Source organism: Ectobacillus antri (assembly GCF_003852715.1).
Lineage (GTDB): Bacteria > Bacillota > Bacilli > Bacillales > Bacillaceae_G > Ectobacillus > Ectobacillus antri.
The window spans coordinates 22,669-36,986 of the sequence record NZ_RIAV01000009.1; the positions used below are offsets into that span (position 1 = coordinate 22,669).

Here is a 14,318-nt window from a genome sequence, read left to right on the forward strand (position 1 = left end):
AGCCTCTTTTTTTCAATATGTTATAGGAAAGAAGAGGCTTTCTATATGAGTACAACTAGAAAAACCGACATGGGGTGGGAAAGAAGAAGAGACAATGTATGGTTGCGGTCAAAGCTTAAGAGATACGCGTGTCAAGTAAGAATATACACGCGTAGCGAGGCGTTCTGGCGCTATGATTTTCTTGCTGTTTATATGTCGCAAAGATAATTACTGCTCCAAATGGACCACCGCCTTTTGAGATATTGGTCTTCGCTAGTTCACATGCGTGTTCTAAAAAAGAAACATGGTTCATACTATCACTCTTTTAATATCAAAAATGTATACTACCTACAATAAGCAAGGGAGCCGAAATATATAAGCAGATTTTTATGAACTATGTGTGCCTTGGAAAAGCATTGCAATGTAAAGTCCTATACTTTTTATCATGTTATAATGGAGAAAAAGGAGGGCGAATCTGTTGCTTGCAAAAGCGAAACAATATTTACAACAGTACTTTGGTTACGAATCATTTCGGAACGGACAAGAGGAGATCATTACACGTGTATTATCAGGTTATAACACGGCTGGGATTATGCCAACCGGTGGGGGAAAGTCCATTTGTTATCAAATTCCCGCGCTGATTCTTCCTGGTATTACCCTCGTCATATCACCGCTTATTTCTCTCATGAAAGATCAAGTTGATGCTCTCGAACAAGTTGGTATCTCTGCCACATATTTAAACAGTAGCTTGTCGATGAAGGAGACAAGGGAGCGTATGCATGATATACAGCATGGTATATATAAAATGTTGTATATTGCACCGGAACGACTGGAATCTTCTGCTTTTCTAGAGCAATTAAAAGAGCTCCCTGTTTCACTTGTCGCAGTTGATGAAGCGCATTGCATCTCACAGTGGGGACACGATTTTCGCCCAAGCTATTTGCGCATCCGTCATTTATTAACACAATTCTCAAAACAACCGACGGTTTTAGCGCTAACAGCCACAGCTACTCCGCAGGTATGTGAGGATATTTGTGAGGCTTTGGGCATCATTCCTGAAAGTGCGGTTGTGACGGGTTTTGCGCGTACCAATCTCTCTTTTAAAATTGTGAAGGGACAAAATCGCTTAGCGTATGTGAAGCAATATATAGAAACAAATAAAAATGAAGCAAGCATCATTTACGCTGCCACTCGTAAAGAAGTAGATCATGTATATGAATTTTTACAAAAGCAAGGTATATGTGTCGGACGTTATCATGCTGGGATGAGCGATGATGAAAGAGGAAGGCAACAGGATTTGTTTCTGCAAGATGATATTACTGTAATGGTGGCAACAAATGCTTTTGGGATGGGAATTGACAAATCAAATGTGCGAAGTGTTCTTCATTATCAGCTCCCCAAAAATATGGAGAGTTACTACCAGGAGGCGGGACGTGCCGGACGTGACGGTCTAGATAGTGAATGTATTTTGTTGTTTTCACCGCAGGATATACAAGTGCAGCGCTATCTCATTGAACAATCTCATTATGAAGAGAGAAAAAACCAGGAGCTTCATAAGCTGCGTCAGATGAAGGATTATTGTTATACAGAAGGATGCTTGCAGGGCTTTATTCTTCAATACTTTGGAGAAAATGACCCGAAGCCGTGCGGACGTTGCAGCAATTGTGTTGATGAACGTACTAGCGTAGATGTGACACGCGATGCACAAATGGTACTTTCCTGTATGATTCGAATGGGAGAAAGATTCGGTAAAACCATAATTAGTCAAGTTCTTACCGGCTCATCTAATAAAAAGGTGCTCGAATTAGGTTTTGATAAATTGACTACATATGGAATTATGAAGGACCGGGCAGCAAAGGATGTAGCTGATTTGATTGATTTTCTCACATCCGAGCAATATATTGGGGTTACAAGTGGGCAATATCCAGTTTTATTTGTGAGTAATGAAGGAAAAGAAGTATTACTTGGAAAAAAACAAGTACTACGAAAGGAACAAATGCAAATTGTGCAAGCTTCTACTGATGATACTTTATTTGAAATGCTGCGCGGACTACGTAAGGAAATTGCCGCTGAAGAAGGTGTACCACCGTTCGTTATTTTCTCTGATCAGACACTTCGTGATATGGTAGCAAAATTACCACAAACGACTGAAGAAATGCTCGGTGTAAAAGGCGTCGGTCAGCAAAAGCAAGAGCGCTACGGGAAGCGTTTTATAGCTATTATCGATAGGTATGTGACTGAGAATGGCGTAAGACCGTCAAGCCAAAGGGTTGTAACGAAGGAAAAGAAAGAAGCTTCACATCTTGTAACTTATGAGTTATACAAGCAAGGCTACACTTTACGCGATATTGCCAAAGAACGAAATTTATCCCTACTCACAATTGAAAATCATATTCTGCAATGTGCGGAGGAAGGAAAGGAAGTGCAGTGGGAACACTTTTTTTCTCAGGAGCAGGAAGTAGTAATACGAGAGGTAATTATAGAAAGGGGCGGTGAGAAATTAAAGCCGCTGAAAGAAGCGTTACCTGACGATGTAAGTTATTTTACTATTAAAGCTGTTTTAGCAAAAATGCGATTGAATCGATAAATAGCTAGTAAAAAGCCAATCTAATGATGTTAGATTGGCTTTTTATGTATGCTTTTTCTATTCACTTAGGTAAATTCAATTGCCAAGATACGCCAAACTTGTCGTTCAGCCACGCAAATTTCTTGCTAAATCCGTAGTTCCCAAGTGGCATGAGTAATTGTCCATCTTTCAAAAGGTTTTCATACCAATCATGAATTTCTTCTTCAGACTGACACGTTACATAAATAGAGAAGGATGGTGTGAGGTCAAATGACTATCAATGCACATAAATTAATCAGTGGATTAGACCAGAGAATAACTGTTATCAATAAAAATATTATGTTAACAAAAAAAGAGAAAAGAACAGCCTTCTAGGGACGTTGAAAGAGTGAAGTTAATAGGACAGATACCTGGGGACATAAAACCTCGTCACGAGGATTCTGGAGCTTCTGAAGAAGTATTATTAGAATTACAATTTTTATACCTCTTTTCTTTTCTATTTTCATAGAAAGATGTAAAATATAAACAAGAAACAAAAGATATATTTTGTTTCATTATGAAAATGATATGAAAACTTATGAAATAAGAGAAAGAAAGAAATTAGTAAATATAGGAATGAAACATAGTACAATAATGTTTTATCCAATAAAAGTAAATGGAGTGTGCAATGGAGAAGAAGGAATACGCTGCATATGTATACCTCACAGAGGGAGAATACATATATTTAACGAATAAATACGGAGAGAGAGAATTGCAAAAGCGCATTACAGCGTTAAGCGAGAAAAAACGTCGTGACGAGACAAAGCGCAACTTAAAATCAGACTACCGAGCCATTATAAGTGAAGGAATGAAGGTAGTTGAGCCGATTCGCGATAAGTATATGATTGAGCAAATGAAGCAGGTGCTGCGCAAGCAGTCAGAGCGTAATTGGTTTTTATTTGTTATGGGGATTAATACTGGCTTACGTATTTCTGATTTACTTCAATTGCGTGTACAAGACGTACGGAATAGAACCCATATCGAGATTCAGGAAGAAAAAACAAAAAAACGGAAGCGTTTTTTAATTAACTTGGATCTGCGAGAAACAATTCTCACATACACTAAACACATGGAAGAGGAAGATTATCTGTTTCCATCGCAAAAAACAGATTTACCCTTGCAACGCGTGCAAGCATATAAAATTTTACGATCAGCCGCTGAGAAAGTAGGATTGTCGCATATTGGATCACATACGTGCCGGAAGACGTTTGGTTATTGGCATTATCAGATGTATCAAGATGTAGCGCTTTTGCAAAATATATTGAATCACTCTCATCCTAGTATTACCCTAAAATATATTGGGATTAATCAAGAAATGATGGACAAAAGCCTAGAACGCTTTAGTTTATAGCAGGATTGTTTTGAAATTGAAACATAATTGCAATCTATTTGCGAAACTTTCCTGCTAGAATTAGGAAGACAACCGATAGTATCATGTGTCGTTCGGTGAAAAAGAGAAAAATAGAAATTGTAGCGGGTGAAAATATGACTGAAAAACATTTTATTAATAAAGCGTTTTATGAAACGTTTATGGTAGATCAAGAAGGAAAACACCCAGTTGCCGTATTAGGGGAAGCATACTTTCATGAAACGGAGCTGGACAGTGAAAACCTGTCGCATATTCGCTATGCGCAGGGTGAGGTCTATTATCATTTTAAAGATTATGAAGCTGCCATTTATAAATGGGAAAAAGTAAAAGGGACATTTGTAGCTTGGGCGCAAAAAAATATGGCTGATGCTTATTTTCAGCTAGGAAACACAACAAAAGCAGAAGAGTTATATAAAAGTGTGCAAACTGATTCAGATTCTTTAACATCAGAAATCGCGCTGCAGTTGTTCTCTCTTTACTTAGAGCAAGAGCGGAAAGAACATGCCTTTCGTGTAATCAAGGAAGCTGTGGTGCAAAATCCAGACTATCCGAACGTGACATCGTTGGCTCGAACATTTTATGAAGAAGAGCAGGATTGGTCCAGTGCAATTGAGCTGGCCGTAAATGAAATTATACGTACAAAATCAACCGCATGGATGCAAGTGCTCATTGGATACATACAAAAAGGATTTACTAAAGACACAGAGCCAGATTATTTCTCTGAAGTGTTACGTGCTGTATATGAAGCAGATATACCACGTTTTCGTGAAATGGTTTCGGCGCATTGGAACAGCTATCGCCAATCCTCATACGACCTGAAATGGCTACAAGCGATAAACAACTTATTTGACGGAATTGGCTATGCAGAAACAGCTTGGGAAGAAATTTCGGATTTGTATCGAAGCACATACAAGCGCTTAATCAGTGGTTCTTATTTTATTACAGAGTTTGAACATCTCGTACCGAACTTATTGGCAAACTGGTTAAAAATTGCCAATCAAACGGATGCTTTATTTGCGGCGGCGGCTGTATTAGCTTGGGAAGGATTGTTCCCTTCTACTATAGAAAGAAACACTTTGCAGCATGCAGAACATGTTTTATATGACTACAAAGAGCAAAATCCAGGACTCGAAGAGGGTTTGCATTTGTTAGATACTGTATTAGCATGGGCTGAGCAAAATGAATTCCCTCTTGATGTTCGTGTCAGATGGATGATGGAAAAGCTTCTACATGCAGATAACAGCCATGTACTTGTAACGGGTATAAACGGCAGCGGAAAATCGTATTTTATTAATTCCATTCTTGGTGAGCAAGTACTTGGCGCAAACAGCCCGGGAACGATTATTATTGAAGATGCACCTCAAGTATCCGTACAAATTGTATCTCAAGAGGGGCAATCGGAAATGAGTGTAGAGGAGTTTTATGAAATCACAGCTCACGGTAATGAACAAGATGTAGCTTTTACATTCCAACTACCATCTCCTTTCCTACAAAAATATGAGTTATCTTTTATTGATACACCAGAATTTGCGAATCAACCAATTGAAAATAACCGCTTATTCCGTTACTTGCATTATGGAGATAGCTTGTTGTTCGTGCTAAATGCGCATGAGCCCTTCACCGCGCGCGAACAAGAAATCGTATTAACGTTGCAGGAGCAAGCGCCAAACTTACCCATTCATTTTGTGTTAAATAAATTGGATGGTATGCGCCGAGAAGATATAGTAAGACTGCTTGAAGATGTGCAAATGCGTGTACAGCCATATTTCCCGAATGCACGTGTATTCGCTGCACACGCGAATGAGATTGGGACATACATGCAGGCACTCGCTCGCTCTGTACGTCCAGCAGAGCGTCGCACAAGTCAAGTGCTAAGCGCAGTGCGTAACGTCTTAATTGATGTAATGGAACAACGAATTGCAGCAGAAAACAGCTTGATGGAATCTATTCACTGGAATGAAGATATGCTCGTCAAGTTAAACGGCTTTATCAATAATTTGACCGCATTAGAAGCAGAGAAATATAAAGTGATTGCATCCTCTTATCGCGACATTAAAGAAAATATCGCTGTTGATATGCGCCGTGACATTCCGGTGCTCTTACAAGGAGCTACTTCTCTCATCCACGATGAGCAAGACTTCCGTAATATTCATGTTACCTTGAATGAGCAAATGAATGATATGATACAGGATTATGTTACAGAAAAGATATTACCAAAGTTAACAGTTGCCCTCCGCAACTGGCTAGATGAAGTAAAGGAAGAATTGTCACAAAGTCAAACTTATTTATATGAAACAAGTGAAGCATTCAATACGTTATATGAAGAAGAAAAAATGCAATTAACCGGTGACTTTAAGATATTGGAAGATTGGCGCCGTGATACGGAGCGTATGTTACGCCGCATCCGTATTGCCGACATTAACATTTTGCTTCGTTTTACACCGGGACAATTTTTGTTGAAAAGCGCTGGTAAACTATTGGGTGGATTCTCACAAAATAAGCAGCTGCTTGAAAACCAGTATCGCAAATATATAGAGAATGAAGATTATACAGAAGTGACACAGGAAGTGATTCGCATGTGTTTTGAGCAATTCACATTGTTTGAACGCGCACTAGAAGAAGATGTATCTATGTTCTTCGCTGAACCATTCCGTATCTTGAAAGAAACAGTAGAAGAAACACATATGGAAATTCAACAGCAACGTGATAAACATAGTGCGATGAAGGCGAATCCAGAAGTGTTCCAAGATCCGCTTAAATTGTTCCATTTGCGTCTGCGTCAGCAGGAAGTGATTCGCAATATGCGCTATGTAACACAAATGCCGGAAGTAGAACCTATCGGTTAATGTAAAAAAGTCACCAAAACGGTGGCTTTTTTATTGTTTAGAATGCTGCTTGATAAGGATGGTATAATTCTACGCTCTTATTATAAGGGACACATAGCTTTTTAAATATGTAAACACCTCATTTTTTACTTACACGGACATCTCTCAGGACTTTTGTGTAGCCACATCTCGCTCATTCTTCAAAGAGAATTTCAGTTTTTTCATCTGTACTCATATAGATGATTTCCCAATTGTCGCATTTGCATATATAATAGAATATAAACATACATAACAAAGGCGGGGAAAGCAATGACAGTACAAATTATTACCGACAGCGGGGCAGATTTACCAAAGGATTTGTTGGTGCAGTATAATATCGATGTAATTCCGCTTCGGGTATATGATGAGCAGGATACGGAGTTCCTTGATAGTGTGACGCTAGCACCTAAACAATTATTTGACGGTATGAGAGCTGGACAAGTATATAAAACATCGCTTCCGTTTTATGAAACGATTCGTCAAACATTTGTAACATATGCTGCGAAGAACATACCATGTCTGTATTTGGCCTTTTCTTCAGAGTTATCGGGTACTTATCAATCTGCAATGCTTGTAAAGCAAGATGTAGAAGAAGAGTATACGGAAGCAACCATTTCTATTATAGACACAAAATGTGCTTCAACAGGACAAGGGCTTGTTGTACTAGAAGCGGCCAAGCTAGCGCAGCAAGGCAAAACAATTGAAGAAATTTGTAATCATGTCACGTTTTTAACACAGCATGTAGAGCATATCTTTACAGTAGATGATTTGCAAACTCTCGTGCGCGGGGGTCGAGTAAGTAAAGTGGCAGGCTTTATTGGAGGTCTCTTAAACATCAAACCTCTTCTCCATGTAGAGGAGGGAAAGCTCATTCCAATTGAGAAGATTCGCGGACGTAAGAAAGTCTTGCAGCGCATGATCGATATAATGGCTGAGCGAGGAAGCGATTTAGAAAACCAAGTGATCGGCATTAGTCATGGCGATGATTTAGAAGCTGCGCAAAAATTACAAGAAATGATTCAAGAGCGTTTTGGTACGCAAACATTTGTTATTAATTCCATTGGAGCGGCCATCGGTGCACATGCAGGACCGGGAACATTAGCCCTATTTTTCTTAAACCAAACGAAATAACACTCATTCTTACACTCCAACATGAATCTGTTTGGAGTGTTTTTTACTTTTTCATATCATCGTAACTTTTGATACTAAACGTCTTATATACTGGAACACATACCTGTACATAACATGCAGGTGTATTTTTAGCTTTTCACTTATGTCATTTTCCCTTACAATCATAGTGAAAACCTATTTTAGAGAAAAGGATACATATATGAGCGAAATTACCAATCCTATTTTAATGTTTATTGCTATTATTCTAACCATTATTGCTTCTTTTACAGCTTTTGATTTGTTATTACTAGTCAAAACCGCACGGCAAAACAAATTATTTTTATTTCTCGGCAGTGTTTTTTCTTTAGCAACAGGCATATGGATTACAAGTTTTTTTGGCTTATTTAAAACAGAAGGTTAATTACTTGTAAACGTTGATAAATAAGGGTTTCTCGACTATGAGAAACCCTGTTTTTGTTCATTTGACCACATTTTGACCACATTGATATTTATTTTGCGTTTTTGAACAGTAAATCGTCTATTTTTTGAGCCGCTTCTTCTTGCATGCCCTTTAACACATGAGAATAGGTTTTGAGGGTAACTGTAGGGTTCACGTGTCCTAATCGTTCCGCGACAACTTTTATATGCACACCCGCTTTTAAAAGTAATGTAGCGTGTGTATGACGAAGATCATGAAAACGGATGCGAGGCAAACCAGACATCTTTAAATATTTATTCCATACCTTCCAAAAGTTTTCGTTACATGTATGATGCCCTGTAAGCGTGCAAGCAACAAGATCTAAGTCTTTATATGCAACACCCTGGCTCAATTTTTCTTGTTTTACTTTCAAACGGTGTTTAAGCAATTCTTGTATTGTGAATTCCGGTAACATGATAGAGCGTTTTGAACTTGCGGTTTTAGCATCTAAAATGAGTTGATTCTGTGCAGATAAAGTCTGTTTAACATGAATTGTCTTATTATCAAAATCAATATCTTGCCACCGTAATCCTAATATTTCACCACGTCGCATACCAGTGGTTGCAGCTAGTAAAAACGCAATGCGATAACGACTAGGTCTACACACTTCTAAAAAATGATTGAGTTGCACTTCATCCCATACCCTTGTAGGAGCAGCAGTTTCCCTAGGTTTTTCTGTAAATTCTGCGGGATTTCGTTTTATATAGCCCATTTCTACGGCTCGTTTTAAAGATTGATTTAACAGTTTGTGGACTTTGTATATAGTGGAAGAAGAGTGTGTATCACTCATATCATTATATAGTTTCTGTAAATGAGCCGTTTTTAGATTTTCTAGCCGAACTTGTCCAATTTTAGGTATAATGTAATGGTCGATAGATCGTTCATACATAAAATACGTGCTTTCCTTTAAGTTTATCTTTTTAGATTGTAACCAAAACCGCAGGAAAGACTCCAGTGTATCTTTCGATGTTTCGATATAAGACCCTTCTTGTATTTCTGTTTGAAGCTTGGCCAAAGCGGCTTGAGCTTCTTTTTTTGTGGAAAATCCACCTTTTGTCTTTTGTTTTCTTTTTCCAGTGGCTTCATCTCGCCCTATGTCTATTGTATAAGACCACGTTTTCCCGCGTTTTCGAATGTATCCCTTCATCGTTTCTCCCTTCTTTCTATTTATTTGTACACTCTACCTTTATCACGTCACAAACGTTTTATCAACAAAAATAAAAAAAGGACTGCATATCAGTCCTTTAAAAATGGTTCCACTAACTTCATATAATTGATAAGGTGCTCTAAAAGTTTTTTCTGTTGATGTTCCGGAAGTTGTTTTATTCTATGCATAATTTCTACAACTTCATCTGGGTACTCTTGATCTACTACGTCGTCAGCTTGAATGCCTAATATGTAATCTGCAGATACACTGTATAACTCGGATAATTTCTTGATTGTGTCAGCATTAGGGACGCGATGACTTAAACCTTCATTTTCGTATCCTGTGTATGTACTGCGGCTAACGTTTAAGTATTGCGCCACATCCTCTTGCTTCAAGTTATGCAGTTTACGTAAGTGAACTAAACGTCTTTGTAACACAGTCAGTTCCCCATCTCTTGTATATTGTACATCTATTATATACGTCGCATATAGCGACATAAAGAAAAAAATGGATATGTCGCATTGTTTTAAAAATTTTGTGTACAAGTCGTCATTTGCGACTTATAATGATAACAAAGTTAGGTAGTATTTAGGAGATGGTATCGTGCGTGAATGGTTAATTGATTTAAGACGCCAAAAGGGTTACACCCAGAAGGACGTAGCAGATGCAGTGGGGATCTCTCGCAATTATTACTCGGAAATCGAAAAAGGTAAAAGTTTAAGAGGAAAAGTAGCGTATGACATTGCAAAGTTTCTTAATTTTAAAATGGAAAAATTTTATGAAAAAAGATAAAAATTGTAGAACGAACGTTCTGTTTTTGGTAAAATTATCTTATTAAATCAAATATAGGTCTTGAGTTTTAATAATTATTCTAACGAAAAATAATCAGAATTTTGAGATATTTTTTAGTAACTATTACTTATGTTTTTGTTAGATTAGGGGGAGGGCAATGCAAAAGGTTTTTGAAAAAATAAAAGTAGGACTAGAAAAACAGGAGATTAGTAATAGGAAATTGGCGAAAATCACAAAAATAAGCCATACTGCAATCAACAAAATAATGAATGGGGGATATACACCTGATTTCATTGTTTTTATAAAAATCATACAGTTAGCTTACCCTGATGATTTAGAAAAGCAGAAAGAGTCTTTAAGATCTTACTGTGAACATATGTCTCCAGTAAATACACGTATTGCACTCGAATTTTTGAGTATGTATGGTGATGTAGAATTACTAGAAGAAGTCATAAAAAAGAGTGAAATACTCTTTGATGAGGTAAAAAAAGAAAAAAAGAGATTAAGTAAATCACTACACACAAATAAGCAACTTGTTGATTTATATAGTTTATTATGCAAACGAAGTACAATGAGCATCTCTAGCAAAGAGTATTATGTTAATGTTAAAGATATGTTAAAATCTTGCAAAATAACATCTGAGGAAGTCAAAGTAATTTCTGAATTCGCACTAATATATTCGTTTATGGATTCATTCGATTATAAAGTGGCACGCGAATATACAGAACGATTAATTCCTTATATTGAGCAAGTGAAAAATAGTACCCTTAATAGGTTATATAAATTTCGTGCTCAAGAGGTTTTACTCAATTGTTATCATAGAGCAAATGATACGGAAATGACTAGAATGATTTTGCAAAAAATAATTGATGATGCGGATAATCATTATATAGGAATGTTAGCTGGCGCTTACTGTGTATTAGGTGAAACTTATGTTTTTTCTGATTTTACTCAAGCAAAGCTATATATGGAAAAGGCACTAGAAATCATAAAAGTACCTACAAATAAAAAATTGAAAACCAGAAAAGAAAACATTAAAACAACTTTAGATTTTTTATACATACTTCATGAGATTGATCTTCACTTGATACAACCAACACATCCCGCGGAACAAGCTTTTTTGCTGGCTAAACTGAAAAGGTTTGATGAAGCTATAGGTTTGTTAGAGGCGTTGTTAGCTAAAAATGGAGAATTAAGTGCCATACAGCACTATTATTTAGGGTATACTTATCTAAAAAAAGGAGATACAGACATCTCAAAAATCCATTTCGAGGAATCTTTAGAAAAATTTAAAAAAACTTCAGATTTCTTCTATATTAAACTTCCAATGGAATATAAAAATTGATATAATTAGATTATAAAAAAGAGGTGATACAGTGAAATCCGTGTTATTAAAATCTATTATGGCTTTTGCAATTGTATTAGGTTTTGGATTTGTAGACATTCAATCAGTTGAAACAAATCAATACAAAAATGTAGCTGGTGGAATAATTAAATCATTCTCCGACCCAGGACCTGGAGTAGGTTAATACATACAAAACGATGACGACCGTCAATATGATGGTCGTCATTCGTCATTTAAAGAACTTGGAAACAAAAAGTGCATATGCACAAAATATTTCCACCTAAAAAATGGTATTGAAATGTGATAAGGGGGATGAAGAGCAATGGATCAAGCGACACTTTGCACCAAACAAAAAAATAAAGAGCTGGAGGATAAAATTAAAGCGATACTGACAGCAGAAGCATTGGGTAAGCCGGTACCAGATATACTCGCGCTTGCAAAAGAACTTTTGGCAAAACAAAAAAGCGCATGATTATTGCGCTTTTTATTTTTGAATCTTATATAAGTTATTTATCATTTCTTCCATGACAAATTGATGTTCCTCAGTTAGTTTCATGTATGTTTCTATTACTTTTCGTGTCCTGTCATCAATTTGTAATTGTTGCTCTTCAGTTAGTTTTTCGTTATCAGATCTTCCTAATAAATAATCTATACTTACTTCATATAATTCCGCTATCTTCACTAATATTTCATGGTCAGGCTGTCTTTTTCCATATTCGTAATTAGCATAAGTAGCCATATTTTTTAAGCCAATCTTTTTTGCAACAAACGTCTTTGACCATCCCTTTCTTTCCCTCAATTGTTGTAAACGTTTCGCGGTAATTTCCATGCTCATATATTTCCCTCTCCTCTTATATCTCATTCTAAGGTATCTATGTGTAAGGTACTTTAAAGTAAGTTAAAGTAAGTTAAAGTAAGTTAAAGTAAGTTAAGGTACAAATTCTAAAATTAAGAAATGTAACTGTCAGTTACATCTATTGTACAGTATTACACATAAAATTACACGTGTCGATAAAAAATTTAATCAAAAAGAATAAAAAATGTTTGACTTAAACAAAATGTAGAGGTAAGATAAAAACATAAGTTAAACGAAAAGTTTAAAAAGAGGTGGAGTTATTGCGATACACACATGAAAAACTTCGTGCTCGTAGAAAGAAAAGCGGGATCTCGCTGACGTTCATCGCGAAAGAACTTGGGTATATAGGTGCCAGCGGATACTACAATATAGAAATTGGTCGTAAAAAACCAGATGTGCAACAGGCTCGAATCATTGCTGGCATACTTAATACAACGATAGAAGAACTTTTTTTTGAAAATTAGTTAAACGATTTGTTTAATTAAACAACTTGAATAACACTAGGGGGAGTGGAAATCATGTCTTTCGAACAACAGTTACAAGTCCTCATTGAAGAGACTGTAGAACGTATGATTCCCAAAATCGTGGAGAAGTTAGGTGGCGTTTCACCCAAACCGACTATGACGGTAGAAGAGACTATGGAAGTGCTCGGCGTTTCGAAAAACCGCATGTACGAGTTACTTCAGTTGGACAACTTCCCAGCCATTAAGCCAGGCAAGCGCTGGGTCATCTTAACGGATGGGTTACATCAATGGATGAAGGAAGATGCAAGAAAAGTCCTGTAAAGGAGGTGAAAACATGGTTGAAAACACAACAAACTTACTGCTTATCACGTTGGGTTTTGGTCTTGGGTTGTTCATTCTTTTTATGGTGGTTGGCACGATGTACTTGTTCATCGAAGAAAATGAACGGTTGGATGCAGAGAACAAAGAATTACGAAAGAGAGTGAGGATGTAACATGATTGGTTCCATTAAAAAATACATGCTTAGCACAAGGGTATTACCAGAAGATATCGACCGTGCTGTCGAGCTGCATAACTACATCGCATACTGTTGTGCGAGACAGTTTAAGTCGGCTGATATTGCGAACGAAGTAGAAGCGGACAAGCAGTTTAAGTTCTATCAGTTAGAGCAGTTACAAGCGGAAATGCAGTTGCTAGAACTGGAGAAAAAGCGAAAAGAGCATGAACGAACAGCAGAGCTTCTAGAGGATTTAGTAAAGCGTGGATTACAAGGTGTCGCGAACGTCATCATGGAGGCGCAAGGTCGGGGTCAATGTGAAACTAAGCTACAGTTACTTACTTTAGAGGAGGTGAGATAAATGATTGAAAACGGCATGTTAATCGGAAACGCACATGACAGTTGCACGAAAGACTTCGATGAATACTGTAGCATCTGTGATGGCGAGCTGTACTACGGCATGAAGTATTACCAACTCGGTGCAATCTTCGTTTGTGAAAAGTGTGAAAATCGAGTGTTGGAAATTGCTCTTGTGCGAGTAGCTGGAGAATAAAAAACATTAACAGAGGTGAAAGAAATGAAAGTGGAAGTGAAACCAGCAGGCGTATCCATGATTGAGTTTCATCAGTCCGTGTACCGCAGCTTGATTGAACGTTATACAGAAAGTAACGATCCGCACTTAAAAGCAACAGCGAACACATACAAGCATTTTGTGGCACAGCTTGAACAAATTCGCCAGCTAGTCACAGGTGAAGGTATTGAAGATTCACCATTCTAACAAAAAAAGAGCCTTGGCAGGGGCTCTTCCAAAAA

General features: G+C 37.2%; 19 protein-coding genes and 1 pseudogene. 15 read left to right on the forward strand and 5 right to left on the reverse strand.

Going from position 1 to position 14,318, the window contains the following annotated elements:
• Positions 1 to 115 precede the first annotated feature (115 nt).
• Positions 116 to 292: a tRNA-specific adenosine deaminase gene (locus EEJ45_RS18395; protein WP_164464246.1), complete on the reverse strand. Its 177-nt coding sequence runs from the start codon at positions 290 to 292 to the stop codon at positions 116 to 118.
• Between the two features lie 165 nt (positions 293 to 457).
• Here EEJ45_RS18395 and recQ point away from each other — a divergent pair, with 165 nt between their 5' ends.
• The gene (gene recQ / locus EEJ45_RS10255; RefSeq protein ID WP_380018292.1) at positions 458 to 2,566 is read left to right on the forward strand and encodes a DNA helicase RecQ; all 2,109 of its coding nucleotides are present in this window, start codon (positions 458 to 460) and stop codon (positions 2,564 to 2,566) included.
• A 61-nt stretch (positions 2,567 to 2,627) separates the two neighbouring features.
• Here recQ and EEJ45_RS10260 read toward each other — a convergent pair.
• A pseudogene (locus tag EEJ45_RS10260) lies at positions 2,628 to 2,816 on the reverse strand (VOC family protein); the annotation flags it as partial.
• 576 nt (positions 2,817 to 3,392) lie between these two features.
• Between EEJ45_RS10260 and EEJ45_RS10265 the strand changes: the two are divergent.
• The 4 genes from EEJ45_RS10265 (at position 3,393) to EEJ45_RS10280 (ending at position 8,348) form a co-directional block, all read left to right on the forward strand.
• Entirely contained in the window at positions 3,393 to 3,935 is a 543-nt protein-coding gene (locus EEJ45_RS10265) for a site-specific integrase (RefSeq protein ID WP_124564815.1), read from the forward strand.
• 134 nt (positions 3,936 to 4,069) lie between these two features.
• Positions 4,070 to 6,799, forward strand: a complete 2,730-nt coding sequence (locus EEJ45_RS10270; RefSeq protein WP_164464247.1) for a GTP-binding protein — start codon at positions 4,070 to 4,072, stop codon at positions 6,797 to 6,799.
• A gap of 288 nt (positions 6,800 to 7,087) precedes the next feature.
• Positions 7,088 to 7,948, forward strand: a complete 861-nt coding sequence (locus tag EEJ45_RS10275) for a DegV family protein (protein ID WP_124564723.1) — start codon at positions 7,088 to 7,090, stop codon at positions 7,946 to 7,948.
• Positions 7,949 to 8,147: 199 nt separating this feature from the next.
• The gene (locus tag EEJ45_RS10280) at positions 8,148 to 8,348 is read left to right on the forward strand and encodes a hypothetical protein (protein WP_124564724.1); all 201 of its coding nucleotides are present in this window, start codon (positions 8,148 to 8,150) and stop codon (positions 8,346 to 8,348) included.
• A gap of 88 nt (positions 8,349 to 8,436) precedes the next feature.
• Here EEJ45_RS10280 and EEJ45_RS10285 read toward each other — a convergent pair whose 3' ends face one another.
• Entirely contained in the window at positions 8,437 to 9,552 is a 1,116-nt protein-coding gene (locus EEJ45_RS10285; RefSeq protein WP_124564725.1) for a site-specific integrase, read from the reverse strand.
• An 89-nt stretch (positions 9,553 to 9,641) separates the two neighbouring features.
• Positions 9,642 to 9,989 (reverse strand): helix-turn-helix domain-containing protein, encoded by a 348-nt coding sequence (locus EEJ45_RS10290; RefSeq protein ID WP_164464248.1) that lies wholly within the window; start codon positions 9,987 to 9,989, stop codon positions 9,642 to 9,644.
• A 166-nt stretch (positions 9,990 to 10,155) separates the two neighbouring features.
• Here EEJ45_RS10290 and EEJ45_RS10295 point away from each other — a divergent pair, with 166 nt between their 5' ends.
• The 4 genes from EEJ45_RS10295 (at position 10,156) to EEJ45_RS18405 (ending at position 12,161) form a co-directional block, all read left to right on the forward strand.
• Positions 10,156 to 10,344, forward strand: a complete 189-nt coding sequence (locus EEJ45_RS10295) for a helix-turn-helix transcriptional regulator (RefSeq protein WP_164464249.1) — start codon at positions 10,156 to 10,158, stop codon at positions 10,342 to 10,344.
• A gap of 157 nt (positions 10,345 to 10,501) precedes the next feature.
• A complete protein-coding gene (locus tag EEJ45_RS10300) occupies positions 10,502 to 11,689 on the forward strand; it encodes an AimR family lysis-lysogeny pheromone receptor (RefSeq protein WP_124564728.1) in 1,188 nt (395 codons plus the stop codon).
• Between the two features lie 31 nt (positions 11,690 to 11,720).
• Entirely contained in the window at positions 11,721 to 11,873 is a 153-nt protein-coding gene (locus EEJ45_RS18400) for a hypothetical protein (protein WP_164464250.1), read from the forward strand.
• Positions 11,874 to 12,011: 138 nt separating this feature from the next.
• Positions 12,012 to 12,161: a hypothetical protein gene (locus EEJ45_RS18405; protein ID WP_164464251.1), complete on the forward strand. Its 150-nt coding sequence runs from the start codon at positions 12,012 to 12,014 to the stop codon at positions 12,159 to 12,161.
• A 12-nt stretch (positions 12,162 to 12,173) separates the two neighbouring features.
• Here EEJ45_RS18405 and EEJ45_RS10305 read toward each other — a convergent pair whose 3' ends face one another.
• Positions 12,174 to 12,524: a helix-turn-helix domain-containing protein gene (locus EEJ45_RS10305; RefSeq protein ID WP_245999874.1), complete on the reverse strand. Its 351-nt coding sequence runs from the start codon at positions 12,522 to 12,524 to the stop codon at positions 12,174 to 12,176.
• A 281-nt stretch (positions 12,525 to 12,805) separates the two neighbouring features.
• Between EEJ45_RS10305 and EEJ45_RS10310 the strand changes: the two genes are divergently transcribed.
• The 6 genes from EEJ45_RS10310 to EEJ45_RS10330 are packed head-to-tail and all read left to right on the forward strand — an operon-like array spanning position 12,806 to position 14,283.
• Positions 12,806 to 13,009 (forward strand): helix-turn-helix domain-containing protein, encoded by a 204-nt coding sequence (locus EEJ45_RS10310; protein WP_124564729.1) that lies wholly within the window; start codon positions 12,806 to 12,808, stop codon positions 13,007 to 13,009.
• A 54-nt stretch (positions 13,010 to 13,063) separates the two neighbouring features.
• Positions 13,064 to 13,330: a helix-turn-helix domain-containing protein gene (locus tag EEJ45_RS10315; RefSeq protein ID WP_124564730.1), complete on the forward strand. Its 267-nt coding sequence runs from the start codon at positions 13,064 to 13,066 to the stop codon at positions 13,328 to 13,330.
• Between the two features lie 13 nt (positions 13,331 to 13,343).
• Positions 13,344 to 13,502: a hypothetical protein gene (locus EEJ45_RS18410; RefSeq protein WP_164464252.1), complete on the forward strand. Its 159-nt coding sequence runs from the start codon at positions 13,344 to 13,346 to the stop codon at positions 13,500 to 13,502.
• Between the two features lies 1 nt (position 13,503).
• On the forward strand, positions 13,504 to 13,866 hold the full coding sequence (locus EEJ45_RS10320) for a hypothetical protein (RefSeq protein WP_124564731.1): 363 nt from the start codon (positions 13,504 to 13,506) through the stop codon (positions 13,864 to 13,866).
• Entirely contained in the window at positions 13,867 to 14,058 is a 192-nt protein-coding gene (locus tag EEJ45_RS10325) for a hypothetical protein (protein WP_124564732.1), read from the forward strand.
• Positions 14,059 to 14,082: 24 nt separating this feature from the next.
• On the forward strand, positions 14,083 to 14,283 hold the full coding sequence (locus EEJ45_RS10330) for a hypothetical protein (RefSeq protein WP_124564733.1): 201 nt from the start codon (positions 14,083 to 14,085) through the stop codon (positions 14,281 to 14,283).
• Positions 14,284 to 14,318: the final 35 nt, after the last annotated feature.

What these genes read in the sequence shown, in the direction of transcription:
- EEJ45_RS18395 (WP_164464246.1), bottom strand. Translation starts at nt 292, where the DNA reads ATGAACCATGTTTCTTTTTTAGAACACGCATGTGAACTAGCGAAGACC.
- EEJ45_RS10265 (WP_124564815.1), top strand. Translation starts at nt 3,393, where the DNA reads ATGAAGGTAGTTGAGCCGATTCGCGATAAGTATATGATTGAGCAAATG.
- EEJ45_RS10270 (WP_164464247.1), top strand. Translation starts at nt 4,070, where the DNA reads ATGACTGAAAAACATTTTATTAATAAAGCGTTTTATGAAACGTTTATG.
- EEJ45_RS10275 (WP_124564723.1), top strand. Translation starts at nt 7,088, where the DNA reads ATGACAGTACAAATTATTACCGACAGCGGGGCAGATTTACCAAAGGAT.
- EEJ45_RS10280 (WP_124564724.1), top strand. Translation starts at nt 8,148, where the DNA reads ATGAGCGAAATTACCAATCCTATTTTAATGTTTATTGCTATTATTCTA.
- EEJ45_RS10285 (WP_124564725.1), bottom strand. Translation starts at nt 9,552, where the DNA reads ATGAAGGGATACATTCGAAAACGCGGGAAAACGTGGTCTTATACAATA.
- EEJ45_RS10300 (WP_124564728.1), top strand. Translation starts at nt 10,502, where the DNA reads ATGCAAAAGGTTTTTGAAAAAATAAAAGTAGGACTAGAAAAACAGGAG.
- EEJ45_RS18405 (WP_164464251.1), top strand. Translation starts at nt 12,012, where the DNA reads ATGGATCAAGCGACACTTTGCACCAAACAAAAAAATAAAGAGCTGGAG.
- EEJ45_RS10305 (WP_245999874.1), bottom strand. Translation starts at nt 12,524, where the DNA reads ATGAGCATGGAAATTACCGCGAAACGTTTACAACAATTGAGGGAAAGA.
- EEJ45_RS10315 (WP_124564730.1), top strand. Translation starts at nt 13,064, where the DNA reads ATGTCTTTCGAACAACAGTTACAAGTCCTCATTGAAGAGACTGTAGAA.
- EEJ45_RS18410 (WP_164464252.1), top strand. Translation starts at nt 13,344, where the DNA reads ATGGTTGAAAACACAACAAACTTACTGCTTATCACGTTGGGTTTTGGT.
- EEJ45_RS10320 (WP_124564731.1), top strand. Translation starts at nt 13,504, where the DNA reads ATGATTGGTTCCATTAAAAAATACATGCTTAGCACAAGGGTATTACCA.
- EEJ45_RS10325 (WP_124564732.1), top strand. Translation starts at nt 13,867, where the DNA reads ATGATTGAAAACGGCATGTTAATCGGAAACGCACATGACAGTTGCACG.
- EEJ45_RS10330 (WP_124564733.1), top strand. Translation starts at nt 14,083, where the DNA reads ATGAAAGTGGAAGTGAAACCAGCAGGCGTATCCATGATTGAGTTTCAT.